The sequence below is a fragment of the Stenotrophomonas sp. 107298_Sma genome (assembly GCF_056480345.1).
The window spans coordinates 150,749-172,321 of record NZ_CM151094.1; the positions used below are offsets into that span (position 1 = coordinate 150,749).

Below are 21,573 nucleotides of genomic sequence, written 5' to 3' on the forward strand. Positions count from 1 at the left end.
TGGGGGCTCGATGGCGCCATCCATGGCGCCAACGGTCCTGCCTGCCCATACCGCCCCGCCTCTGACAGTTCCCTGTTGCTGTTGGTAGGTGTCGACCTTGGTCGACACGGTAGGTCCACGCCATGCGTGGATGAATCTGTATCGGAATCGATTTTTCGATATCTGATCGAAAGGCAGCCGAGCGTGGGCTCGGCTCTACAAAGAGCGGCAGGCCAAGCCCCCATGGACGGGTTCACGGCGTCCCCCGCGAATCCACCCCGCCCAGCCAAGCGCGGCTTTTGATGTTCACAGTCAACCAGCCGCCACGAGGGGCTGCGCCGTTCGCTGGAAACCCCTCAGTCGTCCGCGGAAACCGTCCGCCCCGACGCCCACCCACGCAATGCCGCCACCTGCTCGGCCATCAGCACCGACAGCGGGCGCGTGGCGCGGATCTCGTTCATCAGCAGCTCGGTGTCCAGCGGCCGGCCCTCGGCATGTGCTGCATACAGGCCGGCCACGATCGCCTGCTCGATCTCGGCGCCGGAAAAACCATTCGCGGCGGCGGCCAGCGCCGGCAGCGCGAAGTCATCCGCGTTGAGCTGGCGCCGGCCCAGGTGCAGCCGCAGCAGTTCCACGCGGACCTCCGGCGAGGGCAGGTCGACGAAGAAGATCTCGTCGAAGCGGCCCTTGCGCAGCAGCTCGGCCGGCAGTTCGTGCACCTGGTTGGCGGTGGCGACGATGAACACCGGCGCCTTGCGCTCGGCCATCCAGGTCAGCAGGTAGCCGAGCACGCGACGCGAGACGCCGCCGTCCTCGCTGCCGGTGGCCAGGCCCTTCTCGATCTCATCCATCCACAGCACGCATGGTGCCAGCTGCTCGGCCGAGGCCAGCGCCTGGCGCAGGTTGGCCTCGGTCTCGCCGTGGTACTTGTTGTACAGCGCGCCTACGTCCAGGCGCAGCAGCGGCACGCCGAAGCCGGCGGCGGTGGCCTTGGCCAGCATCGACTTGCCGCAGCCCTGCACGCCCAGCAGCAGCATGCCGCGCGGTGGATCCAGCCCGGCCGGCGCCGAGCCGGCGATGAATGCGACCCGGCGCTGGTTGATCCAGCGTTTGAGCCGGTTCGCTCCGGCGACATCGCCGAAGCGCGCGCTGTCATGCTCGAAGAACAGGTGGCCGCTGCGGTTGAGCAGCTCGAACTTCAGCCGCGCCAGCTGTGGCAGGTCATCGTCGCGCAATGCGCCGTCGGCATAGATCAGCTGGCGCGCGATGCGCCGGGCATCGACCAGGCTCAGGCCCTGCAGGTTCTTCAGGATCTTCTTGACCGCTTCGCTGTCGACTTCAACCCGCCGACCACCATGCTCGCGCGCATAGGCGTCGGCCTCCTCGCGCAGCATCTTCAGCAGGGCGTTGGCATCGGGCAGGCGCGGGTTGAAGCGTACCGCCAGCGCTTCCAGCTCGGCCGGCAGTTCGACCTTGGCACCGATCAGCACCAGCACGTGCGGCTCGCTGTGGCGGCGCTGGATCAGGTCGCGCAGGGCGCGCTGGTGGCTGGCATAGCCCAGGTAGGGGTGGAAATCGAGCAGCAGGTAGACCCCGCGCTGGTCGGCCTGGCGGATCATCTGCAGGGCCGCGCTGGCATCGGGCGGCCCGATCGCGGGGTCCTCGCTGTCCAGATCGATACGGCGCAGGCCCTCGGTGATCGACCAGCGGTGCAGGGCCCGCCAGACGTGCATCAGCGTCTGCCGGAAGAGTTCGACGATGCGACCCTCATCCTGGGTCTCGATCACGATCAGGGGGGTATTGGCGCGGATCAGTGCGCTCAGGTCCTGCAGTTCGCTCATGCCGGTTCGATCCTTCGGGGGCGCCACGATAGCAAAGGCAATGGCCGCAGGTTCAGCGCGGTGCTACCTCCCGTCACCACCGCCGGTGTACGCTCGGGGCACGTACCCGGAAGCGAGGCTGGCATGAAGACGATCCTGGTGGCCGGTTCCAAGGGCGGGGTGGGCAAGACCACCGTCGCCACCCACCTGGCCGCGTACGCGGCATTGCAGGGCAAGGCCACGGTGATCGCCGATGCCGACCCGCAGGGCTCCAGCACCCGCTGGGCGCAACGGCGTGCCGGGCTGGAAAGCGCGGTGCTCCCCATCGACGTGTATCGGAAGAAGCAGTGGGCGCAGAAACTGCCCGACGGCACCGAAACCGTCATCATCGATGCCCCGGCGGGGGCGTTGGCCGACGATATCCCCCATTTCCTTGACGCTGCCGACGCGGTGGTGGTGCCGGTGCTGCCCTCGGCGCTGGACATCGAAGCCATCGTCGGCTTCCTCAACAGCCTGGCCCAGAACCCGCGCGTGCACAGCCGCAAGCTGCCGGTGGGGCTGGTGCTGAACCGCACCAAGCCCTGGACCCAGACCTCGCAGCAGGCGCTGCAGATGCTGTCCGAATGGCCGTACCCGGTGGTCGCGCAGCTGCGCGACAGCCAGAGCTACGTGGTCATGACCGGCCTGGGCCGCAGTCTGTTCGATTACCGCTCCGCCCAGGTGCGCGAGCACCAGGCCGACTGGGAACCCCTGTTGTCCTGGCTGAAGCTGTAAGAGTCGTAGGTACCCACCCCTTTACTGGAATCCCGCAATGCGCGAACTGATCCTGCTCCGTCACGCCCATGCCGAACCGGCCGTTTCCGGCCAGGCTGATCTCGACCGGCCGTTGTCGCCGGTGGGGCTCGCCGAAGCCGAAGCCGCCGGCAAGTGGCTGAAGGAGAACAAGCTGCTGCCGGACTGCGTGCTGTGTTCCCCTTCGCGACGGACCCGCGAGACCCTGGAAGCGGTGATGGCGGCCATCGGCTATGTCGAAAAGCGCCTGGAAGACCGTATCTACGAAGCGACCCCGGGTACCCTGGCCGCGCTGGTGGATGAGCGGCGTGACCTGGACAGGGTGCTGATCGTCGGCCACAACCCGGGCCTGGAGCAGCTGGTGGCGCTGATGACCGACGGCACCAGCAGTGACTATCGCGGCATGCCGCCGGGCGGCGTGGCTGTGCTCGGTTTCCCCCGCGAGGCCTCGATCGAGCCGGGCGTGGCCAGCCTGAATGCGTTCTGGTGGCCGTGATCCGATGAGCATGGCGCGGCGCAGCCGCTTCCTGCTGCCCGTGCTGCTGGTGTACGGCCCGGCCTGGGCTGCCGCACCACCGCCTGCGACATTGCCACCGGTGGTCGCCGAGGCGCACCGCGTGTTGCGCCTGGATACGCAGCGTTCGCAGATCGGTTTCGAGGTGCGCACCCGCTTCGGGCAGCGCATCGAGGGCGTGTTTCCGCACTTCGAGGGACGCATCGAGATCCTCTCCGACGGCCGCCACCAGGTGCACCTGAAGATGTTCACACGCTCGGTCGAGATCCCTGGCAAGCCGCGCTACACCGGTTGGATGCGCGGTGAGGAGTTCTTCGATGCCGGCCGCCATCCGGTGGTCGAGTTCGACTCCCTGCCGTACTGGCCGGAGACCGTGGAGGACGGGGGCGACATCAACGGCAGGTTGACCCTGCGTGGGATCAGCCACCCGGAGTCGCTCAAGGTCGAGAAGGCGGACTGCGCCCGACCCGGCTATGATTGCGACGTCGTCAGCCGCGGTACCGTGCAACGAGGCCGGTATGGCATGGAAAGCTGGCAGCTTGCCTTGAGTGACCGAGTGACTTTCGTATTGCGTGCGCGCCTGAGCGAGGCGCCTAAACCGTGAACCACCTGCTGCGTGTACTGGTGCTGGCAACCGTGTTGCTGGGCAGCGGTTGTGCATCGCTGTCGCATGCCGAGCGTGACCGGGCCGAAGCCATCGCCGTGCAGGCACGCTCGACCGAAGTCGATTGCCAGCGCGCCGACCGTTGTGCGCTGGATTCGCCACTGCGGGCCCTGGCCGGCCGGGCGTTCACCGAATCCACCCCGGAACGGCCGCAGCATTACGCCACGCTGCTGGATGAGGGCGAGGGCGCCCTGGTCGCGCGGCTCAACCTGCTGCGCAGCGCCACCCGCAGCATCGACCTGCAGACCTATATCTTCGACAAGGACGACAGCGCCCGCCTGGTCATCGACGAACTGCTGGCCGCATCCCGGCGCGGGGTCAAGGTGCGGGTGCTGATCGACCAGCTCTCGGCGATCTCCGACCTCGAGATCCTCGGCGCGCTGTCCGGTGCCCACCAGAATTTCCAGCTGAGGGTCTACAACCCGACCTTCGGCAAGGCGCGCCTGAACTATTTCGACTACGCCGGCAGCGTGCTGTGCTGCTTCCGTCGCTTCAACCAGCGCATGCACAACAAGCTGCTGGTGATCGACGATGCGATCGGCGTGGTCGGTGGCCGCAACTACCAGGACGACTATTACGACTGGGACCGCGAGTACAACTTCCGCGACCGCGATGTGCTGATCGCTGGACCGGAAGCGCGGGCGATGGCCGCCAACTTCGATGCGTTCTGGCGCGCGCAGCGCAGCGTGCCGGCCGAACGCCTGAACGACGTAGGCCGTACCCTGCTGCGACAGGGCGTGCCCACATTGCCCCCGGCCACCTTCCGCCGTCCCGAGCGGGTGCAGCGGGTCAGTGCTGAAGCCAACGACATCGACTTCGTCACCCGTTCCTTTGTCGATACCGCGCTGCCGGTCGCCTCGGTGCGCTATGTCGCCGACCTGCCGCGCAAGCATCGCCGTGAAAAAGCCGATGCACCGCTGGCCGGCCAGCATGTGACCGAGCCGCAGCTGGATGCGCTGATCGCCAGCGCGCAGAAGGAAGTGATCCTGCAGACGCCCTACCTGGTGTTGTCCAAGCCGGCGCAGAAGCTGTTCCGTGAACTGCGCAAGCGTCCGCAGCCGCCGCGCGTGGTGGTGTCCAGCAACAGCCTGGCGGCCACCGACAACCCGATCGTGTATGCGCTGTCGTACAAGTACAAGCGCCGCAACATGCGCGAACTGGGCTTCAACATCTTCGAATACAAGCCGTTCCCGCTGGATGCGCCGGTCGACTACCGCAATCTGCTGCCTGACCCGATCGCCGTGCCCGATGGCGCGGATGACAGTGGCCGCAACCCGTTGATTGGTGGCAGCGCGGCGGGCAGCAACGCGCGGGGTGGCAGCGATGGCGGTTCAAACGGGACCGGCAAGCAGGGGCCGGTGAACCACCCGCGTACCGGCAGCGCCTACCAGAATGCCCGCGAACGCCGTCGGGCGGCTGGCAGCGAGGTCGAAACGCGACTGCTGCGCACCGAGACGCGGCCGTCGTTCCTGGGCAGCAAGGCAGTCAACAAGCCGCTGCCGGTCACCCGCAAGGGCGCGCGCATGGGGTTGCACGCCAAGTCGCTGGTGGTGGATCGCCGCATCGGCGTGGTTGGCACCCACAACTTCGATCCGCGCAGCGAGAACTACAACACCGAAGGCGCGGTGATCATCGACGACCCGGTCTTTGCCGAGGAACTGGCGCAGAGCATCCTGCGCGACACCCATCCGCAGAACTCATGGACGGTGGCGCCGCGGGCCAAGCCGCCGGTGCTGTCGGGGCTGAACTACAGCGTAGGCAAGGCTTCCGAAGCGCTGCCGATTCTCGATTTCTGGCCGTGGCGCTACGCCACCGACTACGAATTCAAGCCCGGCCCGGACTGCCCGCAGCCGCTGCCGAGGCAGGATCCTGATTTCCATCGCTGCTACAGCGCCGTCGGTGACTTCCCCGAAGTCAACGTCGGGCCGAAGTGGCTGCTGGTGCGCATGCTGACCGCATTCGGTGCCGGCCTCGTTCCCATCCTCTGAAGGTGCCCGCATGACCCAGGTGTTCCGCGAAGCCGTTTCCATCGAGCAGCTCAACGCGCTCAGCCGCAACACGGCGATCGAATCGCTGGGCATCGTCTTCAGTGCGGTTGGCGAGGACTGGCTGCAGGCCACCATGCCGGTGGACGAACGCACCCGGCAGCCGTACGGCATCCTGCATGGCGGTGCTTCGGTGGTGCTGGCCGAGACGCTGGGCAGCAGCGCCGGCAACCTGTGCGTGGATGCCACAAAGCAGATCTGCGTTGGCCTGGAGATCAACGCCAACCACGTGCGTGCCGTGCGTTCGGGTACGGTCACCGGCACCGCCCGCGCGCTGCACGTGGGCCGCAGCACCCAGCTGTGGGAGATCCGCATCGAGGACGAGCAGGGGCGGCTGGTGTGCATCTCGCGGCTGACCCTGGCGGTGGTGGCCGCCGGCCACGGTTGAGCCCCACGAGGGCGCGTTGACGGCAGCGGAACCCAGCGTTCCCCGCCGATTGCCCCGGCCAATGGCTGTTATGGCCTAAATCGGCTGGCAGCTGCTGCGGCGCTCCGGTATCGTGCGCGGATGACTTCCCCCACTCCGGCCCCCCGTGGCGGCGTGGCGCGTGTGTGCCGTTACCTGTACCGCGTACCGCTGCTGTTGGTCCACATCACCGTGTTCCTGCCGCTGATCCTGATCGGCATGCTGCCGCCGTGGGGCGAGCTGCGGGTGGGCGAGGATACGTTCGGAGCCAAAGTGGTGAACTGGTGGCAGGGCGGGCTGATGTGGATCTTCGGCTTCCGCCTGTCGCAGGTCGGCAGGCCGCTGCCGGGCGCGGTGCTGTTCGTTGCCAACCACGTCAGCTGGGTCGACATCTCCATCCTGCACAGCCAGCGCATGATGGGCTTCGTTGCCAAGCGCGAGATCGCCAGCTGGCCGCTGGTCGGTTGGCTGGCCGCGCGCGGGCAGACCATCTTCCACCAGCGTGGCAACACCGAATCGCTCGGTGGGGTGATGCAGGTGATGGCCGACCGGCTGCGTGCCGGCAAGGCGGTGGGCGTGTTCCCTGAAGGGCGCACCCGCGGAGGCCACGAGGTGGGCCCGTTCCATGCCCGCATCTTCCAGGCTGCCGTTGAAACCGGCGTGCCGGTGCAGCCGGTGGCGCTGGTGTACGGGCTGAAGGGCGACGCGCAGACCATTGTCGCGTTCGGTCCAGGCGAGAGTTTCTTCGCCAATTTCCTGCGCCTGCTCGGTGAGCCGGCGCGGCATACCGAAGTGCATTTCCTGGAGCCGATCGGTGCCCAGGACCTGGAAGGCCGTCGGCGCATCGCGGAAACCTCGCGCGCGCGCATCGTGGCGGCCATGAGCACGCAGTGAGGGTGCGGTGGCTCTGATCCCGCCACCTGTCCTGGACGCCGGTACGCCGACGCTGCATGCGGCCGACTACCAGCCGCCACGCTGGCTGCGCAATCCGCACCTGCAGTCGATGCTCAGCTCCAGCCGCATGCGCCTGCAGCGCGGCCTGCTGCTGCTGGCGGCCACCGGTGCGGTCAGCGAAGAACTGATCCTGGATGGCGGCGACGGCGTGCGCCTGCAGGGCTGGCACAGCCATGTCGAAGGTCGCGAGCCCAAGGGCATCGCGCTGCTGCTGCATGGCTGGGAGGGCAGTGCCGAATCCAGCTACATGCGCATGGCGGCTGCGCGCATGATCGAACAGGGTTTCGATGTGGTGCGCCTGAACTTCCGCGATCACGGCAACACCCATCACCTCAACCCCGGCATCTTCCATTCCAACCTGATCGACGAAGTGGTGCATGCCGCAGGCGATATCGCCCAGCGCTGGCCGCAGCTGCCGCTGGTGGCGGCCGGCTATTCGCTGGGTGGCAACTTCGTGCTGCGGCTGGCCCTGCGCGCGCCGGCCGCCGGCGTGCCGCTGCTGCGGGTGGCGTCGGTGTGCCCGGTGCTGGACCCGGCGCTGACCATGGACAGCATCGAGAGCGGCCCGGCGATGTACGACTGGTACTTCCGCCGCAAATGGGCCGGTTCGCTGCGCCGCAAGCGCGACCTGTTCCCCGAGCTGAGCGACTGCGACGACCGCGTGCTGAAGCTGGACATCCGCGCGCTGACCGCATGGCTGGTCGAACGGCATACCAGCTTCGGCTCGTTGCAGGCCTATTTCGACGGTTATTCGATTGCCGGTGACCGCCTGGCCACGCTGCAGGTGCCGGCCGACATCCTGATGGCGAAGGATGACCCGGTGATCCCGTACGTGACCTTCAGCGACTGGCAGCTGCCGCGCCAGGCGCACCTGGAAACGGCCTGCTGGGGAGGCCACTGCGGCTTCCTCGAAAACTGGCGGGGTGATGGCTTCTCCGAGCGCTGGGTGGCGCAGCGCCTGCAGCGGGTGCTGCAGGCCTGAACCGGCACCGGTGCGCAGGCCGCTACAATGCGGGTTTGCACTTGAACCGGACTGTCATGCAAGACCAGATCATCCAAGCGTTGCGCCAGAACCAGGCCGACCAGGCCGTGCAGCTGGCCCAGGCGTGGACCCGTGATGAACCCGGCCAGGCCGAGGCCCACCGCTGGCTGGCGCTTGCGCTGCAGCAGCAGGGCAACGCCGGGGCCGCGATGGAGGCCCTGCAGCAGGCGCTGCAGCTGGCTCCGGACGATGCCCAGCTGCACCTGCAGCACGCCGGCCTGCTGCTGGCGCTGCGCCAGTTCGAAGGTGCTGACGAAGCGCTGGCGCGTACTACCGGCCTCGATCCCAATTCCTTCTCCGCCTACCTGATGCGGGCGCACCTGGCGATCGGCCGCAACGATTTCGACGAAGCCCAGCGCCTGTCCACTCTTGCCTCGCGCGTCGAGCCGGACCATCCGGAACTGCTGACCATCGACGGCATGATCGCGCTGCGCCGTGACGACCCGGATCGTGCACTGACGCTGCTGTCGGCCGCCAACCAGGCACAGCCCAACGATACCCGCGTGCTCTACGCACTGGGCTTCGCCTATCTGGGCAAGGACATGCTGGCCTTCGCCGAACAGGCCTTCCGCCGTGTGCTGGAGCTGAACCCGGCGATCACCTCGCTGCACGGCCTGGTGGTGCAGCTGGCGCTGCGCCAGGGCAACCTGGAGGCGGCGGCCGAAGCAATGCAGATCGCCCTGCAGCAGGAAGGCCTGGATACACCGTCGATGCGCCGCCTGGCCGGTGAGCTGGCCCTGCGCAGCGGGCAGCCGCTGCAGGCGCTGGAGCATCTGCTGCCGTTGCTGGAATCGCTGCCCGACGATCGTCAGGTACTGCAGCTGCTGCTGATGTCCTGGCAGCGCCTGGGCCGCGAGGACGAGGCGCGCGCACGCCTCGACGCCGCGCTGGAACAGCATCCGCAGCTGCACGACCTGTGGCTGGCACGGCTGGCCGTGGAAGACGTTGGAAGCCCCACCGCCGCCGCGACGGTCGAGCGCTGGATGGATACGATGCCGGGCCACCTGCCGGCGCTGGAAGCACGCCTTCGCCTGCATGACATGCTGGGCGAGCATGCGCAGGCCGAAGCAATCGCCGAGCGCATCGTCAGCCTCGAGCCGGGCCGCGTAAGCGGCGAAACCCGCCTGGTCGAAGGCCTGCTGCAGCGCGACCCGGCCGCCGCCGTCGCCCGCGTGCAGGCGCTGATCGACATGGCACCGGAAGGCCATCGCGCCGACCTGCGCACCTGGCTGGGTGAAATCCAGGATCGCGCCGGCCAGCCGGAAGAAGCACTGAACACGTGGCTGGCGCTGCAGGCCGAGCAGGCACCACAGCGCCTGCCGCTGCCGCCGCAGGCCAAGGCACCGCCGAGCTGGCCGGACAAGGGCGAGATCGACGGTGATGCCACCTCTGCGCCGATCTTCCTGTGGGGCGCACCGGGTTCGGGCGTGGAACGCGTGGCGACCGGCCTGGCCGCCGCCAGCCCGGTGCTGCGCAGCGACCGCTATACCTCCAATGCGCCTGACGATGCCTTCCAGAACTACCACACGCTGCAGGACCTCGCGTCCGGCGTGCTGACCCCGGAGCGGCTGGTGCAGCGCTGGCGCGAGCAGTTGCCGTCGCGTGGGATCCAGGACGACGCCGTCATCGACTGGCTGCTGTGGTGGGACAACGCGCTGCTGTGGGCGCTGCGCCCGCAGTTGCCGCAGGGCCGCCTGCTGGTGGTGGTGCGCGATCCGCGCGACATGCTGCTGGACTGGGTGGCCTATGGCGCCGCCGCACCGCTGGCGATGACCTCGCTGGCCGAAGCCAGCGAATGGCTGGCACGCGCACTGGCCCAGGTCGCCACCCTGCACGAGGAAGACCTGTATCCGCAGGTGCTGCTGCGCATCGACCAGATCGGCAACGATCCGCAGGCGATGGCCGATCTGCTGGGCCGCCTGTTCGAGCGGCCGATGCCGCCGGCCGCCCAGCTGGGTGCACCGCGCTTCCCGCCGGGCCACTGGCGCACCTACCGCGACGTGATGAGCGCCGCCTTCGCCAAGCTCACCCCGATCGCGGTGCGCCTGGGTTACCCGGAAGAGTGAGGAGACACCGATGCAACTGAGCAGCCACAGCCTGACCAACGGTGCACCGATCGGCCGCGAGTTCGCCGCCGGCGATGCCGCCGGCTTCGCGCCGGACCGCAATCCGCACCTGGCCTGGAGCGGCGTGCCGGAAGGCACCCGTTCGTACCTGCTGGTATGCGTGGACCCGGACGTGCCGACCGTGCCGGAAACGGTCGGCCGCGCGGACATGACCGTGCCGCGCGACCAGCCGCGCTGCGATTTCGTGCATTGGGTGATGGCCGATATCCCGGCCTCGGTGCAGGAGATCGCCGCAGGCAGCTGCAGCGACGGGTTCGTGGTGAAGGGCAAGACCGCGCCGGCTGGCCCGGCCGGCAGCCGTCAGGGCCTGAACGATTTCACCGGCTGGTTCGCCGGCAACCCGGACATGGCCGGTGATTACCTTGGCTACGACGGCCCGTATCCGCCGTTCAACGACGAGCGTATGCATCGCTACTTCTTCCGCGTGTTCGCGCTGGACGTGGCTTCGCTGGATCTGCCGGTGCGCTTCACCGCCGCCGATGCGTACCGCGCCATGCACGGCCACGTACTGGCCGAAGCGGCGCTGCACGGCACCTACACGCTGAACCCGGCGCTGGGCTGAGGCTGTATATCGGGTAGTGCCGGCCGCTGGCCGGCATGTCCCATGTCCGCCGGCGGTGCCTGTGGCAGCCGGCCAGCGGCCGGCTCTACCGCCAACGAAGAAGGGCGGCCTTTCGGCCGCCCTTCCATCGTTTTACTTCTTCTCGATGGCCGACTCGACCACCATGTCCAGCACGTACGCCTGCGACGGCGCATCTGCCGGCGGGTTCTTCACTTCGTAGCGCTTCACACGCACCACGTTGCGCACGCCGTCTTCGTGGGTGTAACCCTCGATGTTGCCGTAGAAGTTCTCGAACTTGCCCGGCTCGCCCTGCTTCAGGCCCTTGTCGTCGAACTTAACTTCGCGCACCTGCAGGCACTGGTAATCCGGGATCAGCGGGTGCGAGCACTTTTCGGTCTTCGCAGCCACTTCCAGGAACACGGTTTCGCCGGCGCCGCCATAGCGGGTTTCAGCGGTCGGTTCCGGGTTGAACACCAGCACATCGCCCTTGGCGGTGGTCAGGGTCAGCACGCCGTTGGCGTCCTGTTCGGCCTTCAGTTCGCCCTGCAGACGGCTGGAGACGGCTTCGTCCAGCGCCATCAGCGCCTTGTCGGTGCAGGCCATCATGGTCGAGGCCATCGCGCTGACGCTCAGCTTGCCGTCGGCCAGGGTGTAACCGCCACCCATGTGGTTGCAGGCGTTGCTGACCGACAGGCGGCCATCAGCGAAGTCCAGGGTGACCGGCTTGTCTTCGCGGGCGAACAGCGCGTCGATGCGCTTGCCGTCGGCGGCGGTGGCCTGCTGCAGCAGCCAATGCTGGCTCTGCAGTCGCTGCGCATCCAGGTGCGCCAGCGTCTGCTGGTCTGCTGCCTTGGCCGCCGCCGGGGCAACGTCGTCGCCGCCGGTGCCGGCCGGTGCCGGGGTCTGGCTGCAGGCGGCCATCAGGGCCAGCGGGAGGAGCAGTGTGAGCTTGCGGTTCATGGTGATTCTCCTTGGGGAACCGTGGGGGAAACGGGGTGGGGCCGGCAACGGGGTTACCGTGCCCCGGCGCTGTTCAGCTGCCGGAGGGCAACCACAGCAGCAGCGCGGCGCCCAGCGCGATGCGGTAAAGCGCGAACGCGGTGAACCTGTGCGACTTGATGTAGCCCATCAGCCACTTCACTACGACGAAGCCGGTGATGGCCGCGGCAATGAAGGCCACACCCACCTCGGTCCAGTTCTCGCTGGCCAGGTTTCCTTCCTTGGCCAGTTCCAGGAAGGTGTACGCACTGGCCGCGAACATGGTCGGAATGCCGACCAGGAACACGAATTCGGCGGCCGCCGCGCGACGGCTCAGGCCCAGCAGCATCGCCAGGAAAATCGCCGAGGCCGAGCGCGAGGTGCCGGGAAACACACCGGCCACCACCTGTGCCAGGCCGACACCAATGGCCACCGTCCAGGTCACCTGGTCGCGGTCGGGCAGGCGTGCGGTATAGGCCTCCACCAGCAGCATCCAGATGCCGCCGATGATCAATGCCCAGGCCACCGGGCTGACCGTTTCCGGTAGGGACCAGCCGGCCTTGCGCACCACCAGGCCAACCACCGCGGTTACCAGGAAGGCGGCACCGAGCTTGAACACGTACTCGCGGTTCTCGCGCTGGCCGAAGCCGGTGGCCAGCTGCAGCAGGCGCTGGCGGAACACCAGCACCACGGCCAGGATCGCACCGGCCTGGATGATGATGTTGAAGAAGTCCGATCGCGCGCCCAGCCAGTGCTGGGCGATCAGCAGGTGGCCGGTGCTGGAGATCGGCAGGAATTCGGTCAAGCCTTCGAGGATGCCCAGCAGCAGGGCGGAGAGCAGGTCGGACATGGACAGTGCGGGTGTGGGCGGCAGAAGAAGGTCGAAAGAATAGACGATCCATGCCGCACCAAACGGGTGCGTCTGGTTCCAGTTGCACCCGTTTGGTGCGCGCTGTTCTGCACCGATCCGGAGCGCCCTTTTTGAAATCAATGACTTGCGGGCGGCCAAAAGTTGGCACGGTCGTTGCTGTACCTCAGCAGGCATTCATCCCCATCCGAGGTCGTACCGATGTCCGTGGAAAACGTAGAAAAGCTGATCAAGGACAACCAGATCGAGTTCGTCGACCTGCGTTTCGTCGACATGCGCGGTGTCGAGCAGCACGTGACCTTCCCGGTCAGCATCGTCGAGCCGTCGCTGTTTGAAGAAGGCAAGATGTTCGATGGCAGCTCGATCGCTGGCTGGAAGGGCATCGCCGAATCGGACATGGTGCTGCTGCCGGACACCGCCAGCGCCTACGTTGATCCGTTCTACGCCGATCCGACCATCGTGATCAGCTGCGACATCCTCGACCCGGCCACCATGCAGCCCTACGGCCGTTGCCCGCGCGGCATCGCCAAGCGCGCCGAGTCGTACCTGAAGTCCTCGGGCATTGCCGAAACCGCCTTCTTCGGCCCGGAGCCGGAATTCTTCATCTTCGATTCGGTCCGCTTCGCCAATGAAATGGGCCACACCTTCTTCCAGGTCGATTCGGAAGAAGCGGCGTGGAACAGCGGCGCCAAGTACGACGGCGCCAACAGCGGCTACCGTCCGGGCGTGAAGGGCGGTTACTTCCCGGTGCCGCCGACCGACACCCTGCACGACCTGCGCGCCGAAATGTGCAAGACCCTGGAACAGGTCGGCATCGAAGTGGAAGTGCAGCACCACGAAGTGGCCACCGCCGGCCAGTGCGAGATCGGCACCAAGTTCAGCACCCTGGTGCAGAAGGCCGACGAACTGCTGCGCATGAAGTACGTGATCAAGAACGTGGCGCACCGCAACGGCAAGACCGTTACCTTCATGCCCAAGCCGATCGTCGGCGACAACGGCAGCGGCATGCACGTGCACCAGTCGCTGTCCAAGGGCGGCACCAACCTGTTCTCCGGTGACGGCTACGGCGGCCTGAGCCAGATGGCGCTGTGGTACATCGGCGGCATCTTCAAGCACGCCAAGGCCATCAACGCCTTCGCCAACTCGGGCACCAACAGCTACAAGCGCCTGGTGCCGGGCTACGAAGCGCCGGTGATGCTGGCCTACTCGGCCCGCAACCGTTCGGCATCGTGCCGCATTCCGTGGGTGTCCAACCCGAAGGCACGCCGCATTGAAATGCGCTTCCCCGATCCGATCCAGTCCGGCTACCTGACCTTCACCGCGCTGATGATGGCCGGCCTGGACGGCATCAAGAACCAGATCGACCCGGGCGCACCGAGCGACAAGGACCTGTACGACCTGCCGCCGGAAGAAGAGAAGCTGATCCCGCAGGTCTGCTCCTCGCTGGACCAGGCGCTGGAAGCGCTGGACAAGGACCGCGAGTTCCTGAAGGCCGGCGGCGTGATGAGCGATGACTTCATCGACGGCTACATCGCGCTGAAGATGCAGGAAGTGACCAAGTTCCGCGCGGCCACCCACCCGCTGGAATACCAGCTGTACTACGCCAGCTGATCGGTGGCGATGGCGGTGGGCTTCCCCCTCCCACCCGCCGCCATCGCTTCCGTCTTCGCGGCTGGGGAGCCGCAGGGCGGGCCCCGGCCCGCCGTGGTAGAGCGGACCATTGGTCCGCTGCATTGGAAACGCGGGCCCTTGGCCCGCTGATCCAGGGGTAAGAGAGACCGGATACGCGACATGGGCCGCCCTCCCTCCCGCGTCGGCCGTGCAAGGAGAGAGGCACGGCTGTCCCGGCCCGGTTCGTGTCCGGTGCAACAGCCACGGCCATCAACACGATGGCCCGTGGTTGCCTGATGCCATCGCGCGCTGGCGCGCTGGCCCCATCCACCATCGGGACATGCGCATGAAACTGATCTCCGCCATCATCCGACCGTTCAAGCTCGACGAGGTCCGCGAGGCCTTGTCCGATGCCGGCGTGTCGGGCATCACCGTGACCGAAGTGAAAGGCTTCGGTCGCCAGAAGGGCCACACCGAGCTGTATCGCGGTGCCGAGTACGTGGTCGACTTCCTGCCCAAGATCAAGATCGAAACCGTGGTCACCGACGAACGTGCCGACGCAGTGATCGAAGCGATCCAGTCGTCTGCAGGCACCGGCAAGATCGGTGACGGCAAGATCTTCGTCACCGCCGTCGAACAGGTCATCCGCATCCGCACCGGCGAAATCGGTGCCGACGCGCTGTAACCCCCTTCCGGAGACTCCCCCATGAAGATGCGCCTTCTCACCGGGTGGCAAGCCCGGTTCCATCTGGTGTGCCTGTTGATGCTGCTCAGTGCGCTGGCTGCTGGCGCCTGGCCGGGAACTGCCCATGCGCAGGCCCAGGTGTCGCCGCTGCCAAGCGAAACCGTAGCGGTCGAACCGCTGCAGGACCCGGTCGCCGCGGCTGCCGCACCTGCCGTCGCCGAAGCCGCCGCGGCCTACGACCATGGCGACGTGGCGTGGATGCTGACCTCCACCCTGCTGGTGCTGCTGATGGTGGTGCCGGGCCTGGCGTTGTTCTACGGCGGCCTGGTGCGTTCGAAGAACGTGCTGTCGGTGCTCAGCCAGATCCTGGTCGTGTTCTCGCTGGTGCTGCTGCTGTGGGTGGCCTATGGCTACAGCGCGGTGTTCAGCGCCGGTAATCCGTTCTTCGGTTCGTTCACCGAGTTCGCCTTCCTCAAGGGGTTCACGCCGGAGTCGGTGGGCAACACCCCGATCAAGGGCCTGCCGGACTACCTGTTCGTCGCCTTCCAGTCGACCTTCGCCGGCATCACCACCGCACTGATCGTCGGCGCCTTCGCCGAGCGCATCAAGTTCCGCGCGGTGCTGCTGTTCTCGGCGTTGTGGTTCACCCTCAGCTACATCCCGATGGCGCACATCGTGTGGGGTGGCGGTTACCTCGGTGAAATGGGTGCGATCGATTTCGCCGGCGGCACCGTGGTCCACATCAATGCCGGTGTTGCCGGCCTGGTCGCCGCGTGGTTCGTCGGCAAGCGCCTGGGCTACGGACAGACCGCGCTGAAGCCGCACAACGTCCCGTTCACCTACATCGGCGCGATGCTGTTGTGGGTCGGCTGGTTCGGCTTCAATGCCGGGTCCGCCGCCGCCGCCGATACCGTCGCCTCGCTGGCCTTCCTCAACACGGTGCTGGCCACCGCTGCTGCCGTGCTGGGCTGGACGCTGGTCGAAGCGATCAGCAAGGGCAAGCCGTCGGCACTGGGCGCCGCCTCGGGTGCGGTGGCCGGTCTGGTCGGCATCACCCCGGCCTGCGGCACAGTCGGCCCGCTCGGCGCGATCGTCATCGGCTTCGTCGCCGGTGTGGTCTGCGTGTGGGGTGTGACCGGTCTCAAGCGCCTGCTGAAGGTGGACGACACCGCCGACGTGTTCGGCGTACACGGTGTCGGCGGTATCGTCGGCGCGATCCTCACCGGCGTGTTCAGTGCGCAGTCGCTGGGCGGCACCAAGGCCGATCTGGATATCGCGCACCAAGTGTGGGTGCAGGTGGTCAGTGTTGGCCTGACGGTGGTCTGGTCGGCGGTGGTGACCACGCTGATCCTGCTGGTGGTGCGCAGCGTGGTCGGCCTGCGCGTGACCGAGGAAGCAGAGCGTACTGGCCTGGATGTGACCTCGCACGGCGAATCGGCCTACGAGGCCTGATGCGTGGCGGGCGGCCCTGCGGGGCCGCCTTTGCGTTTGGTGGGTGCCAAGCTTGCTTGGCACTGCTCCTGCTCTGGTGGGTGCCGACCGTTGGTCGGCACCGTGGCATGCATCATCCGGCCTGATCGCGCACAATCGGGCCATGCACCCGATCCGCACCGCTCTGATGCTCTCGGCCTGTCTGTTGCTGGCCGCCTGCGCTTCCGCGCCACAGGAAGCCCGCAATCCGCTCGCCACCTGGGTGCCGTCGCCGAACCAGAACGCGCGCACGCCGGTCATCATCGTCATCCATCACACCGAGCAGAAGTCGGTGCAGCAGAGCCTGCACACGCTGCGTACCGCCAACAGCGGCGGACGGGTCAGCGCGCACTACCTGATCGGCGCCGATGGCCATCGCTACCAGCTGGTGGCCGATGAACGCCGCGCCTGGCATGCCGGTGCCGGGCGCTGGGGCACCATCACCGATCTCAATTCAGCCTCGATCGGCATCGAACTCGACAACGACGGTCGCAGTCCCTTCAGCCCGGCGCAGATCGAGTCATTGATCGTGCTGCTGCGCGATCTCACTGAACGGCTGAACATCCCGCCGCGGCAGGTCATCGGCCATGCCGACCTGGCGCCGACCCGCAAGCAGGACCCAAGCCGCTTCTTCCCCTGGCAGCAGCTGGCCGACGCCGGGTTCGGCGTGTGGCCGCGCGCCGCCGATGGTGCGGCACCCGAAGGCTTCGATGCATGGAATGCGCTGGCCCGCTTTGGCTACCCGCTGGACAACCGCGAGGCCACCGTCGCCGCCTTCCACCGTCGCTTCCGTGGCCGCGACGACCTGCCGAAGACGCTGGATGCCGAAGATGCCCGCATCCTGCATTCCTTGCTGCTGCAGACCCCGTAGATGCTCGCGCGGCGCAGAACACCCGGAAGTGGGTAGCGCCGGGCCATGCCCGGCGAGCGCGCAGCGCGGCCACCACCACGAAGTGCAGTAGTGCCAGCCCATGGCTGGCAGCTTCCACACCTCACTCCATCCCCAGCTCTCCGCGTATTGCCGCCACATGCGCGCGGCCCACGGCCAGCTCGCTGCCATCGCTCAACACCAGCCAGTAACGGCTGCCCGATCCTGCATGCAGCATGCGCACATGCTGCAGATTGACCAGATAGGAACGATGGCAACGCACGAAGTCGCCAGGCAGCACGCTGCCCAGTCCGGCCAGGGACTTGTCGTGCAGCTCGCTGCGGCCATCGCGCATGCGCACCTGGCTGTAGTCGCCGTCGGCGCGGATCCAGAGCACGTCAGCAAGTTCTACGGTCGCCGTGCCCTGCGCCCGCCAGACACCCAGATAGCGCGCGCGGCCAGGGCGGGAGCCGCCGGTGTCGAGCAGGCGTTCCAGTGCCTGGCCAAGGCGCTCACGCGAGAACGGCTTGGGTACGAAGTCGAGCACACCATGCTCGAATGCCTGCAGCGCGCGATCGCGATGGGCCGACACCACCACGCACTGATAGCGTCCGGCCACCGCGCGCCGAAGCAGCTCGAAACCATCGTCGCCGCCCAGGTTGAGGTCCAGCAGCAGGCCATCGTAGACGCTGCGTTGCAGTCGATCTCCGGCCGACTCCAGATCAGCAACGGCGTCGAAGCGCGCGCGCGCGCCTGCCAGTTCACTGCACAGGCGCAGCAGGCGCTGGCGTACCAGCGGCTCATCCTCGACGATCAGGATGCGCATGTCAGTTCGATCCGGCTGCACCAGTGGTCGCCTTCGGCGCCCTGCACGAAGGCCCATCCGCCAGGACAGGCGGCGGCCAGGCTGGCCTCGATATAGCGCGTGCCGGTGCCGCGGCCACGGTGTGGGGCGGAACCCCGCGCACTGCGCAGCTCCAGTATCCAGCGCGCGTTGGTGCGTTGCACGTGCAGGTGGAACGGATGCTTTGCGCAGGCCAGCGCACCTGCGTGGGTCAATGCATTCTCCACCTGGGCATGCAGGATGCCGGGCGGCAACGACAGCATCGCGTCTTCGCCATCGACCTCCAGCCGCATGCGCTGGTCCAATGCCATGCCAACGATATCCAGATGGCTGCGACAGAGCGCCAGTTCGTCCTGCAGGGGAACGCTGCGCCGGCTGCTGCTGTCGCGCAGGCGATCAAACTGGTCGGCCAGTGATTCCACCAGGCGGCTGGCACGCGCTGGTGCCTGTTCGATCAACTCCTGCAGGCAAGTCAGGGTGTTCATCAGCCAATGCGGCTGGATGCCCCGTTGCAGCAGCTGCAGCGAAAGCTGCGCGCGTTCTTCGCTCAGCCAAGCGTTGTGCCGGTCCAGTGCCTGCAACTGGGCAGCGTGGCGCAGCAGCAGGAACACCATCAGCACCGCCAGCAGCAGGAAAAAGGGCCCATCGAGGAAGGCGCCGCCTGCGACCAGCAGCGCCAGCAGTCCGGCCAGCAGCAAGGCCAGGATCGGCCAGCGGTCCTCGGACTCGCCATGCGCGCGCAACAGTACCCCTGCCGAGGCGATCAGGCTCGACAGCAGCACTGCCGCTGAGCGCGTATCGAAGCCGGGCAGCGCGACAGCGGCGGCAATGATCACGGCCAGATAGCCAAGGTAGGCGGCCCGCGGCATGGCTACCGCGAAGCGGCGTGCAAGATAGGCCGGCAGCAACGCCGCTGCCGCCACATGCAGGCACAACAGTGCCACCAGGCGTGGGCCATGCCATGGATAGGGATACCCCAGCAGGGAGCGCCAGGCCTCGACCACGGGCAGTGCCAGCCCCACTGCGCCCAGTGCCAGCAGCAGACGGGCCCCGGGTGCCTGCGTCTGGCCGCGCAACACGGTGAGGAAGTACAGACAGGCCGCCGCCAGTGCACCGGTGGCGAAGGCGGCGATCAACCACGGCAGGATGATCTGGCCGTACAGCACGGCCGCGGGTGCGATCAGCACCATCGCATCGGCACCATGCAGATGGAAGTGCTGCTGCTGGCTCGACGCAAGCACGATCAGTTCGTCGCTGCGGTTGCCCGAAGCAGGAGGCAGCACACGCACAAGGTCGATGCGTCCAGGGTGCTCTTCCGCAGCGCTGCGGCCGACCACGCCATTGCCGACCCACGGGTTGCCGTTCCAGTACAGCTGGCTGGCGGCACGCAGCGACAGCCGCATCGTGCGGCCATGCACGTCCGCGGTGGTCGGCGCTGGCACCTGCCAGCGCAGCCAGTAGGGGCCGCGCCAACCTGCCAGCTCGCGCTGGTCCAGTGGCTGCCAGTCCAGATCCTGCGGCGGTCGCGCGGGCACGGCGCCGGCGGCCCCGATGTTCGCAAGCGCCATCTGCGCGCCCGGCACCTGCACCAGACCGGGTGGCGGCGTCGACACGAGCAGCCAGACGGCCACGGCCGCAAGCAGCACAGCAAGGACAGCCAGGGTTCGTGGGATCTGCATGGAGGCCATCCTATCGGTTGCGTGGAGACAGTGGACGGCCGCCTGGAGACGTTCGGCAGGTGCGCACGCCCCGTGTGCTGCGGAAGGGCAGACGCTGGTGGCGCACGTCCTTCCATCGGAGCCCGACATGACCCGCAGCGCCCGCACGCTTCCCCGCAGTTCCCATCGTTGCCGCACTGCCATCGCCGCCGCGCTGGCTGCAATCGGCCTGGCGCTGGCCGTGGCCACCCCCGCGCAGGCCAGTCCGGCTGCACTGGCGTTCGAGCCCTACACACTGCAGACCAAGGCACATGGCAGCATCCCTGCGGAAATCGCCGTGCTTGCGGTGCCACGACGGCACAGCGAGCCGGATGGACCACGCATGCAGCTGAAAGTGGTACGCCTGCGTGCAAACGGCGGCAATGGTCGCAGCGCTCCCGTGGTCTACCTGGCCGGTGGCCCGGGCGGCTCCGGCATCGACACTGCGCGCGGCCCACGCTGGCCGGTGTTCGACCTGGTCCGCCGCGAGACCGATGTGCTGCTGCTCGACCAGCGCGGCGCCGGCCTGTCCGAACCGCCGCCGGAATGCCCGCACCAGACCCGATTCGATGATGCGCAGCCATTGCAGCGCGATACGGCGCTGGTCGCGCTGCAGGCAACGGCAGCGAAGTGCGTGGCGTTCTGGCGGCAGGCTGGCGTTGATCTGGGTGCCTACACCACGGCCGAGAGCGCCGCCGACCTTGACGACCTGCGCCGCGCGCTGGGTGTGCCGAAGATCAGCCTGTGGGGCATGAGCTACGGCACGCATCTGGCCCTGGCTGCGGTGCGACTGCACGGTGAAGGCCTCGAGCGCGTGGTGTTGATGGGCACCGAAGGTCCTGATGACACACTGAAGCTGCCGCTGAGCAGCGACGCGCTGCTGCAGGAGCTTGCGCAGTTGGCGCGCAAGGATGGCTTCGACGATCTGGTCGGATCGGCCTCACGCGTGCTGCAGGCGCTGCGTGAGCAGCCACGGCAGGGCCGCAGCCGCATGCACGAGGGTCGCCAGGTGACCATCGGTGAATTCGATGCGCAGATCCTGATCGCCAATGCGCTCGGCCAGCGGCACACCCAGCAGTGGCTGCCGCTGGTGCTGCGCGAGGCCGAGCGCGGCAACTACGATCCGCTGGCAGACCTGGTGCTGATCGTGCGTGCTCAGTTCGCCGAGTACCCGGCAATGGGGCTGGCGATGGATGTGGCGTCCGGGCAGAGCCCGCAGCGCTTGGCACGGGTGGAGGCGCAGGCGCGCGAAAGCCTGTTCGGCGACGCCTTGAACTTCCCGTTCCCCGCCATCGGCAACGGCCTGGGCCTGGCCGATCTGGGCGAATCCTTCCGTGGCCCGCTGCGCAGCGAGGTGCCGGTGCTGTTCATCAGCGGCACGCTGGATGGACGCACGCCACCAGCCAACGCCGATGCACTGCGTCCAGGCTTCCGCAACGGCCGCTCGCTGCTGGTACGCAACGCCAGCCATCACAACGAGTTGTGGACGGGCAACCCCGCCATCGCCCGCAGCATCGTCGAGTTCCTGGCCGGTCGCACCGTGAGCGATGCCATGCTGGACGTGCCGCCGCCGGTGTTCGCCACCAGCAACAGTGGCCTGCTGGGTAGCGGCGGACGCTGAAGGGAGAGCGCGGCGCCGGGCACCCGA

General features: G+C 67.6%; 19 protein-coding genes. 14 read left to right on the forward strand and 5 right to left on the reverse strand.

Going from position 1 to position 21,573, the window contains the following annotated elements:
* Window positions 1-335 precede the first annotated feature (335 nt).
* Complete coding sequence (locus ACZK2G_RS00685; RefSeq protein WP_046986725.1) at window positions 336-1,820, reverse strand: AAA family ATPase; 1,485 nt, start codon at window positions 1,818-1,820, stop codon at window positions 336-338.
* Window positions 1,821-1,943: 123 nt separating this feature from the next.
* Here ACZK2G_RS00685 and ACZK2G_RS00690 point away from each other — a divergent pair, with 123 nt between their 5' ends.
* The 9 genes from ACZK2G_RS00690 to ACZK2G_RS00730 all read left to right on the forward strand — a co-directional run bounded on the left by ACZK2G_RS00690 (window position 1,944) and on the right by ACZK2G_RS00730 (window position 10,904).
* Entirely contained in the window at window positions 1,944-2,573 is a 630-nt protein-coding gene (locus ACZK2G_RS00690; protein ID WP_012509676.1) for a ParA family protein, read from the forward strand.
* Between the two features lie 37 nt (window positions 2,574-2,610).
* On the forward strand, window positions 2,611-3,087 hold the full coding sequence (locus ACZK2G_RS00695) for a SixA phosphatase family protein (protein WP_004134282.1): 477 nt from the start codon (window positions 2,611-2,613) through the stop codon (window positions 3,085-3,087).
* A gap of 4 nt (window positions 3,088-3,091) precedes the next feature.
* Window positions 3,092-3,709, forward strand: coding sequence for a YceI family protein (locus ACZK2G_RS00700; RefSeq protein ID WP_046986726.1), 618 nt, complete (start codon window positions 3,092-3,094; stop codon window positions 3,707-3,709).
* A complete protein-coding gene (locus tag ACZK2G_RS00705) occupies window positions 3,706-5,757 on the forward strand; it encodes a phospholipase D family protein (protein WP_136638465.1) in 2,052 nt (683 codons plus the stop codon). The genes ACZK2G_RS00700 and ACZK2G_RS00705 overlap by 4 nt, the downstream gene beginning before the upstream one ends.
* A gap of 10 nt (window positions 5,758-5,767) precedes the next feature.
* Complete coding sequence (locus tag ACZK2G_RS00710; protein WP_046986728.1) at window positions 5,768-6,202, forward strand: hotdog fold thioesterase; 435 nt, start codon at window positions 5,768-5,770, stop codon at window positions 6,200-6,202.
* A 120-nt stretch (window positions 6,203-6,322) separates the two neighbouring features.
* The gene (locus ACZK2G_RS00715; protein WP_046986729.1) at window positions 6,323-7,114 is read left to right on the forward strand and encodes a lysophospholipid acyltransferase family protein; all 792 of its coding nucleotides are present in this window, start codon (window positions 6,323-6,325) and stop codon (window positions 7,112-7,114) included.
* 52 nt (window positions 7,115-7,166) lie between these two features.
* Window positions 7,167-8,156, forward strand: a complete 990-nt coding sequence (locus tag ACZK2G_RS00720) for a YheT family hydrolase (protein WP_211195188.1) — start codon at window positions 7,167-7,169, stop codon at window positions 8,154-8,156.
* A 56-nt stretch (window positions 8,157-8,212) separates the two neighbouring features.
* A complete protein-coding gene (locus ACZK2G_RS00725) occupies window positions 8,213-10,282 on the forward strand; it encodes a tetratricopeptide repeat protein (protein WP_478474394.1) in 2,070 nt (689 codons plus the stop codon).
* A 10-nt stretch (window positions 10,283-10,292) separates the two neighbouring features.
* Window positions 10,293-10,904, forward strand: a complete 612-nt coding sequence (locus ACZK2G_RS00730) for a YbhB/YbcL family Raf kinase inhibitor-like protein (RefSeq protein ID WP_136638468.1) — start codon at window positions 10,293-10,295, stop codon at window positions 10,902-10,904.
* Window positions 10,905-11,036: 132 nt separating this feature from the next.
* Here the strand turns inward: ACZK2G_RS00730 and ACZK2G_RS00735 are convergent, their stop codons facing one another.
* Together ACZK2G_RS00735 and ACZK2G_RS00740 are read right to left on the reverse strand one after the other, a co-directional pair.
* The gene (locus ACZK2G_RS00735; protein WP_478474395.1) at window positions 11,037-11,864 is read right to left on the reverse strand and encodes an META domain-containing protein; all 828 of its coding nucleotides are present in this window, start codon (window positions 11,862-11,864) and stop codon (window positions 11,037-11,039) included.
* Window positions 11,865-11,937: 73 nt separating this feature from the next.
* Window positions 11,938-12,732, reverse strand: a complete 795-nt coding sequence (locus tag ACZK2G_RS00740) for an undecaprenyl-diphosphate phosphatase (RefSeq protein WP_136638470.1) — start codon at window positions 12,730-12,732, stop codon at window positions 11,938-11,940.
* A 219-nt stretch (window positions 12,733-12,951) separates the two neighbouring features.
* Here ACZK2G_RS00740 and glnA point away from each other — a divergent pair, with 219 nt between their 5' ends.
* The 4 genes from glnA (at window position 12,952) to ACZK2G_RS00760 (ending at window position 17,387) form a co-directional block, all read left to right on the forward strand.
* A complete protein-coding gene (gene glnA, locus ACZK2G_RS00745) occupies window positions 12,952-14,361 on the forward strand; it encodes a type I glutamate--ammonia ligase (RefSeq protein ID WP_004134320.1) in 1,410 nt (469 codons plus the stop codon).
* A gap of 346 nt (window positions 14,362-14,707) precedes the next feature.
* A complete protein-coding gene (locus tag ACZK2G_RS00750; protein WP_004134334.1) occupies window positions 14,708-15,046 on the forward strand; it encodes a P-II family nitrogen regulator in 339 nt (112 codons plus the stop codon).
* A 21-nt stretch (window positions 15,047-15,067) separates the two neighbouring features.
* Window positions 15,068-16,498 carry an ammonium transporter gene (locus tag ACZK2G_RS00755; RefSeq protein WP_046985385.1) on the forward strand — a complete coding sequence of 477 codons (1,431 nt, stop codon included), beginning with the start codon at window positions 15,068-15,070 and terminating at the stop codon, window positions 16,496-16,498.
* A gap of 142 nt (window positions 16,499-16,640) precedes the next feature.
* Complete coding sequence (locus ACZK2G_RS00760; RefSeq protein WP_136638471.1) at window positions 16,641-17,387, forward strand: N-acetylmuramoyl-L-alanine amidase; 747 nt, start codon at window positions 16,641-16,643, stop codon at window positions 17,385-17,387.
* 121 nt (window positions 17,388-17,508) lie between these two features.
* Here ACZK2G_RS00760 and ACZK2G_RS00765 read toward each other — a convergent pair whose 3' ends face one another.
* Together ACZK2G_RS00765 and ACZK2G_RS00770 are read right to left on the reverse strand one after the other, a co-directional pair.
* Window positions 17,509-18,210, reverse strand: coding sequence for a LytR/AlgR family response regulator transcription factor (locus ACZK2G_RS00765; protein WP_046985383.1), 702 nt, complete (start codon window positions 18,208-18,210; stop codon window positions 17,509-17,511).
* A complete protein-coding gene (locus tag ACZK2G_RS00770) occupies window positions 18,198-19,907 on the reverse strand; it encodes a histidine kinase (RefSeq protein ID WP_136638472.1) in 1,710 nt (569 codons plus the stop codon). Before ACZK2G_RS00770 ends, ACZK2G_RS00765 begins: the two co-directional genes overlap by 13 nt.
* A gap of 127 nt (window positions 19,908-20,034) precedes the next feature.
* On the opposite strand from ACZK2G_RS00770, the gene ACZK2G_RS00775 reads away from it, so the two are divergent.
* Complete coding sequence (locus ACZK2G_RS00775) at window positions 20,035-21,546, forward strand: alpha/beta fold hydrolase (RefSeq protein WP_478474396.1); 1,512 nt, start codon at window positions 20,035-20,037, stop codon at window positions 21,544-21,546.
* The last annotated feature ends 27 nt before the right edge of the window (window positions 21,547-21,573 follow it).

Coding starts and splice junctions, on each gene's coding strand:
- ACZK2G_RS00685 (WP_046986725.1), bottom strand. CDS start 1,820: ATGAGCGAACTGCAGGACCTGAGCGCACTGATCCGCGCCAATACCCCC.
- ACZK2G_RS00690 (WP_012509676.1), top strand. CDS start 1,944: ATGAAGACGATCCTGGTGGCCGGTTCCAAGGGCGGGGTGGGCAAGACC.
- ACZK2G_RS00695 (WP_004134282.1), top strand. CDS start 2,611: ATGCGCGAACTGATCCTGCTCCGTCACGCCCATGCCGAACCGGCCGTT.
- ACZK2G_RS00700 (WP_046986726.1), top strand. CDS start 3,092: ATGAGCATGGCGCGGCGCAGCCGCTTCCTGCTGCCCGTGCTGCTGGTG.
- ACZK2G_RS00710 (WP_046986728.1), top strand. CDS start 5,768: ATGACCCAGGTGTTCCGCGAAGCCGTTTCCATCGAGCAGCTCAACGCG.
- ACZK2G_RS00715 (WP_046986729.1), top strand. CDS start 6,323: ATGACTTCCCCCACTCCGGCCCCCCGTGGCGGCGTGGCGCGTGTGTGC.
- ACZK2G_RS00725 (WP_478474394.1), top strand. CDS start 8,213: ATGCAAGACCAGATCATCCAAGCGTTGCGCCAGAACCAGGCCGACCAG.
- ACZK2G_RS00730 (WP_136638468.1), top strand. CDS start 10,293: ATGCAACTGAGCAGCCACAGCCTGACCAACGGTGCACCGATCGGCCGC.
- ACZK2G_RS00735 (WP_478474395.1), bottom strand. CDS start 11,864: ATGAACCGCAAGCTCACACTGCTCCTCCCGCTGGCCCTGATGGCCGCC.
- ACZK2G_RS00740 (WP_136638470.1), bottom strand. CDS start 12,732: ATGTCCGACCTGCTCTCCGCCCTGCTGCTGGGCATCCTCGAAGGCTTG.
- glnA (WP_004134320.1), top strand. CDS start 12,952: ATGTCCGTGGAAAACGTAGAAAAGCTGATCAAGGACAACCAGATCGAG.
- ACZK2G_RS00750 (WP_004134334.1), top strand. CDS start 14,708: ATGAAACTGATCTCCGCCATCATCCGACCGTTCAAGCTCGACGAGGTC.
- ACZK2G_RS00755 (WP_046985385.1), top strand. CDS start 15,068: ATGAAGATGCGCCTTCTCACCGGGTGGCAAGCCCGGTTCCATCTGGTG.
- ACZK2G_RS00760 (WP_136638471.1), top strand. CDS start 16,641: ATGCACCCGATCCGCACCGCTCTGATGCTCTCGGCCTGTCTGTTGCTG.
- ACZK2G_RS00765 (WP_046985383.1), bottom strand. CDS start 18,210: ATGCGCATCCTGATCGTCGAGGATGAGCCGCTGGTACGCCAGCGCCTG.
- ACZK2G_RS00770 (WP_136638472.1), bottom strand. CDS start 19,907: ATGCAGATCCCACGAACCCTGGCTGTCCTTGCTGTGCTGCTTGCGGCC.
- ACZK2G_RS00775 (WP_478474396.1), top strand. CDS start 20,035: ATGACCCGCAGCGCCCGCACGCTTCCCCGCAGTTCCCATCGTTGCCGC.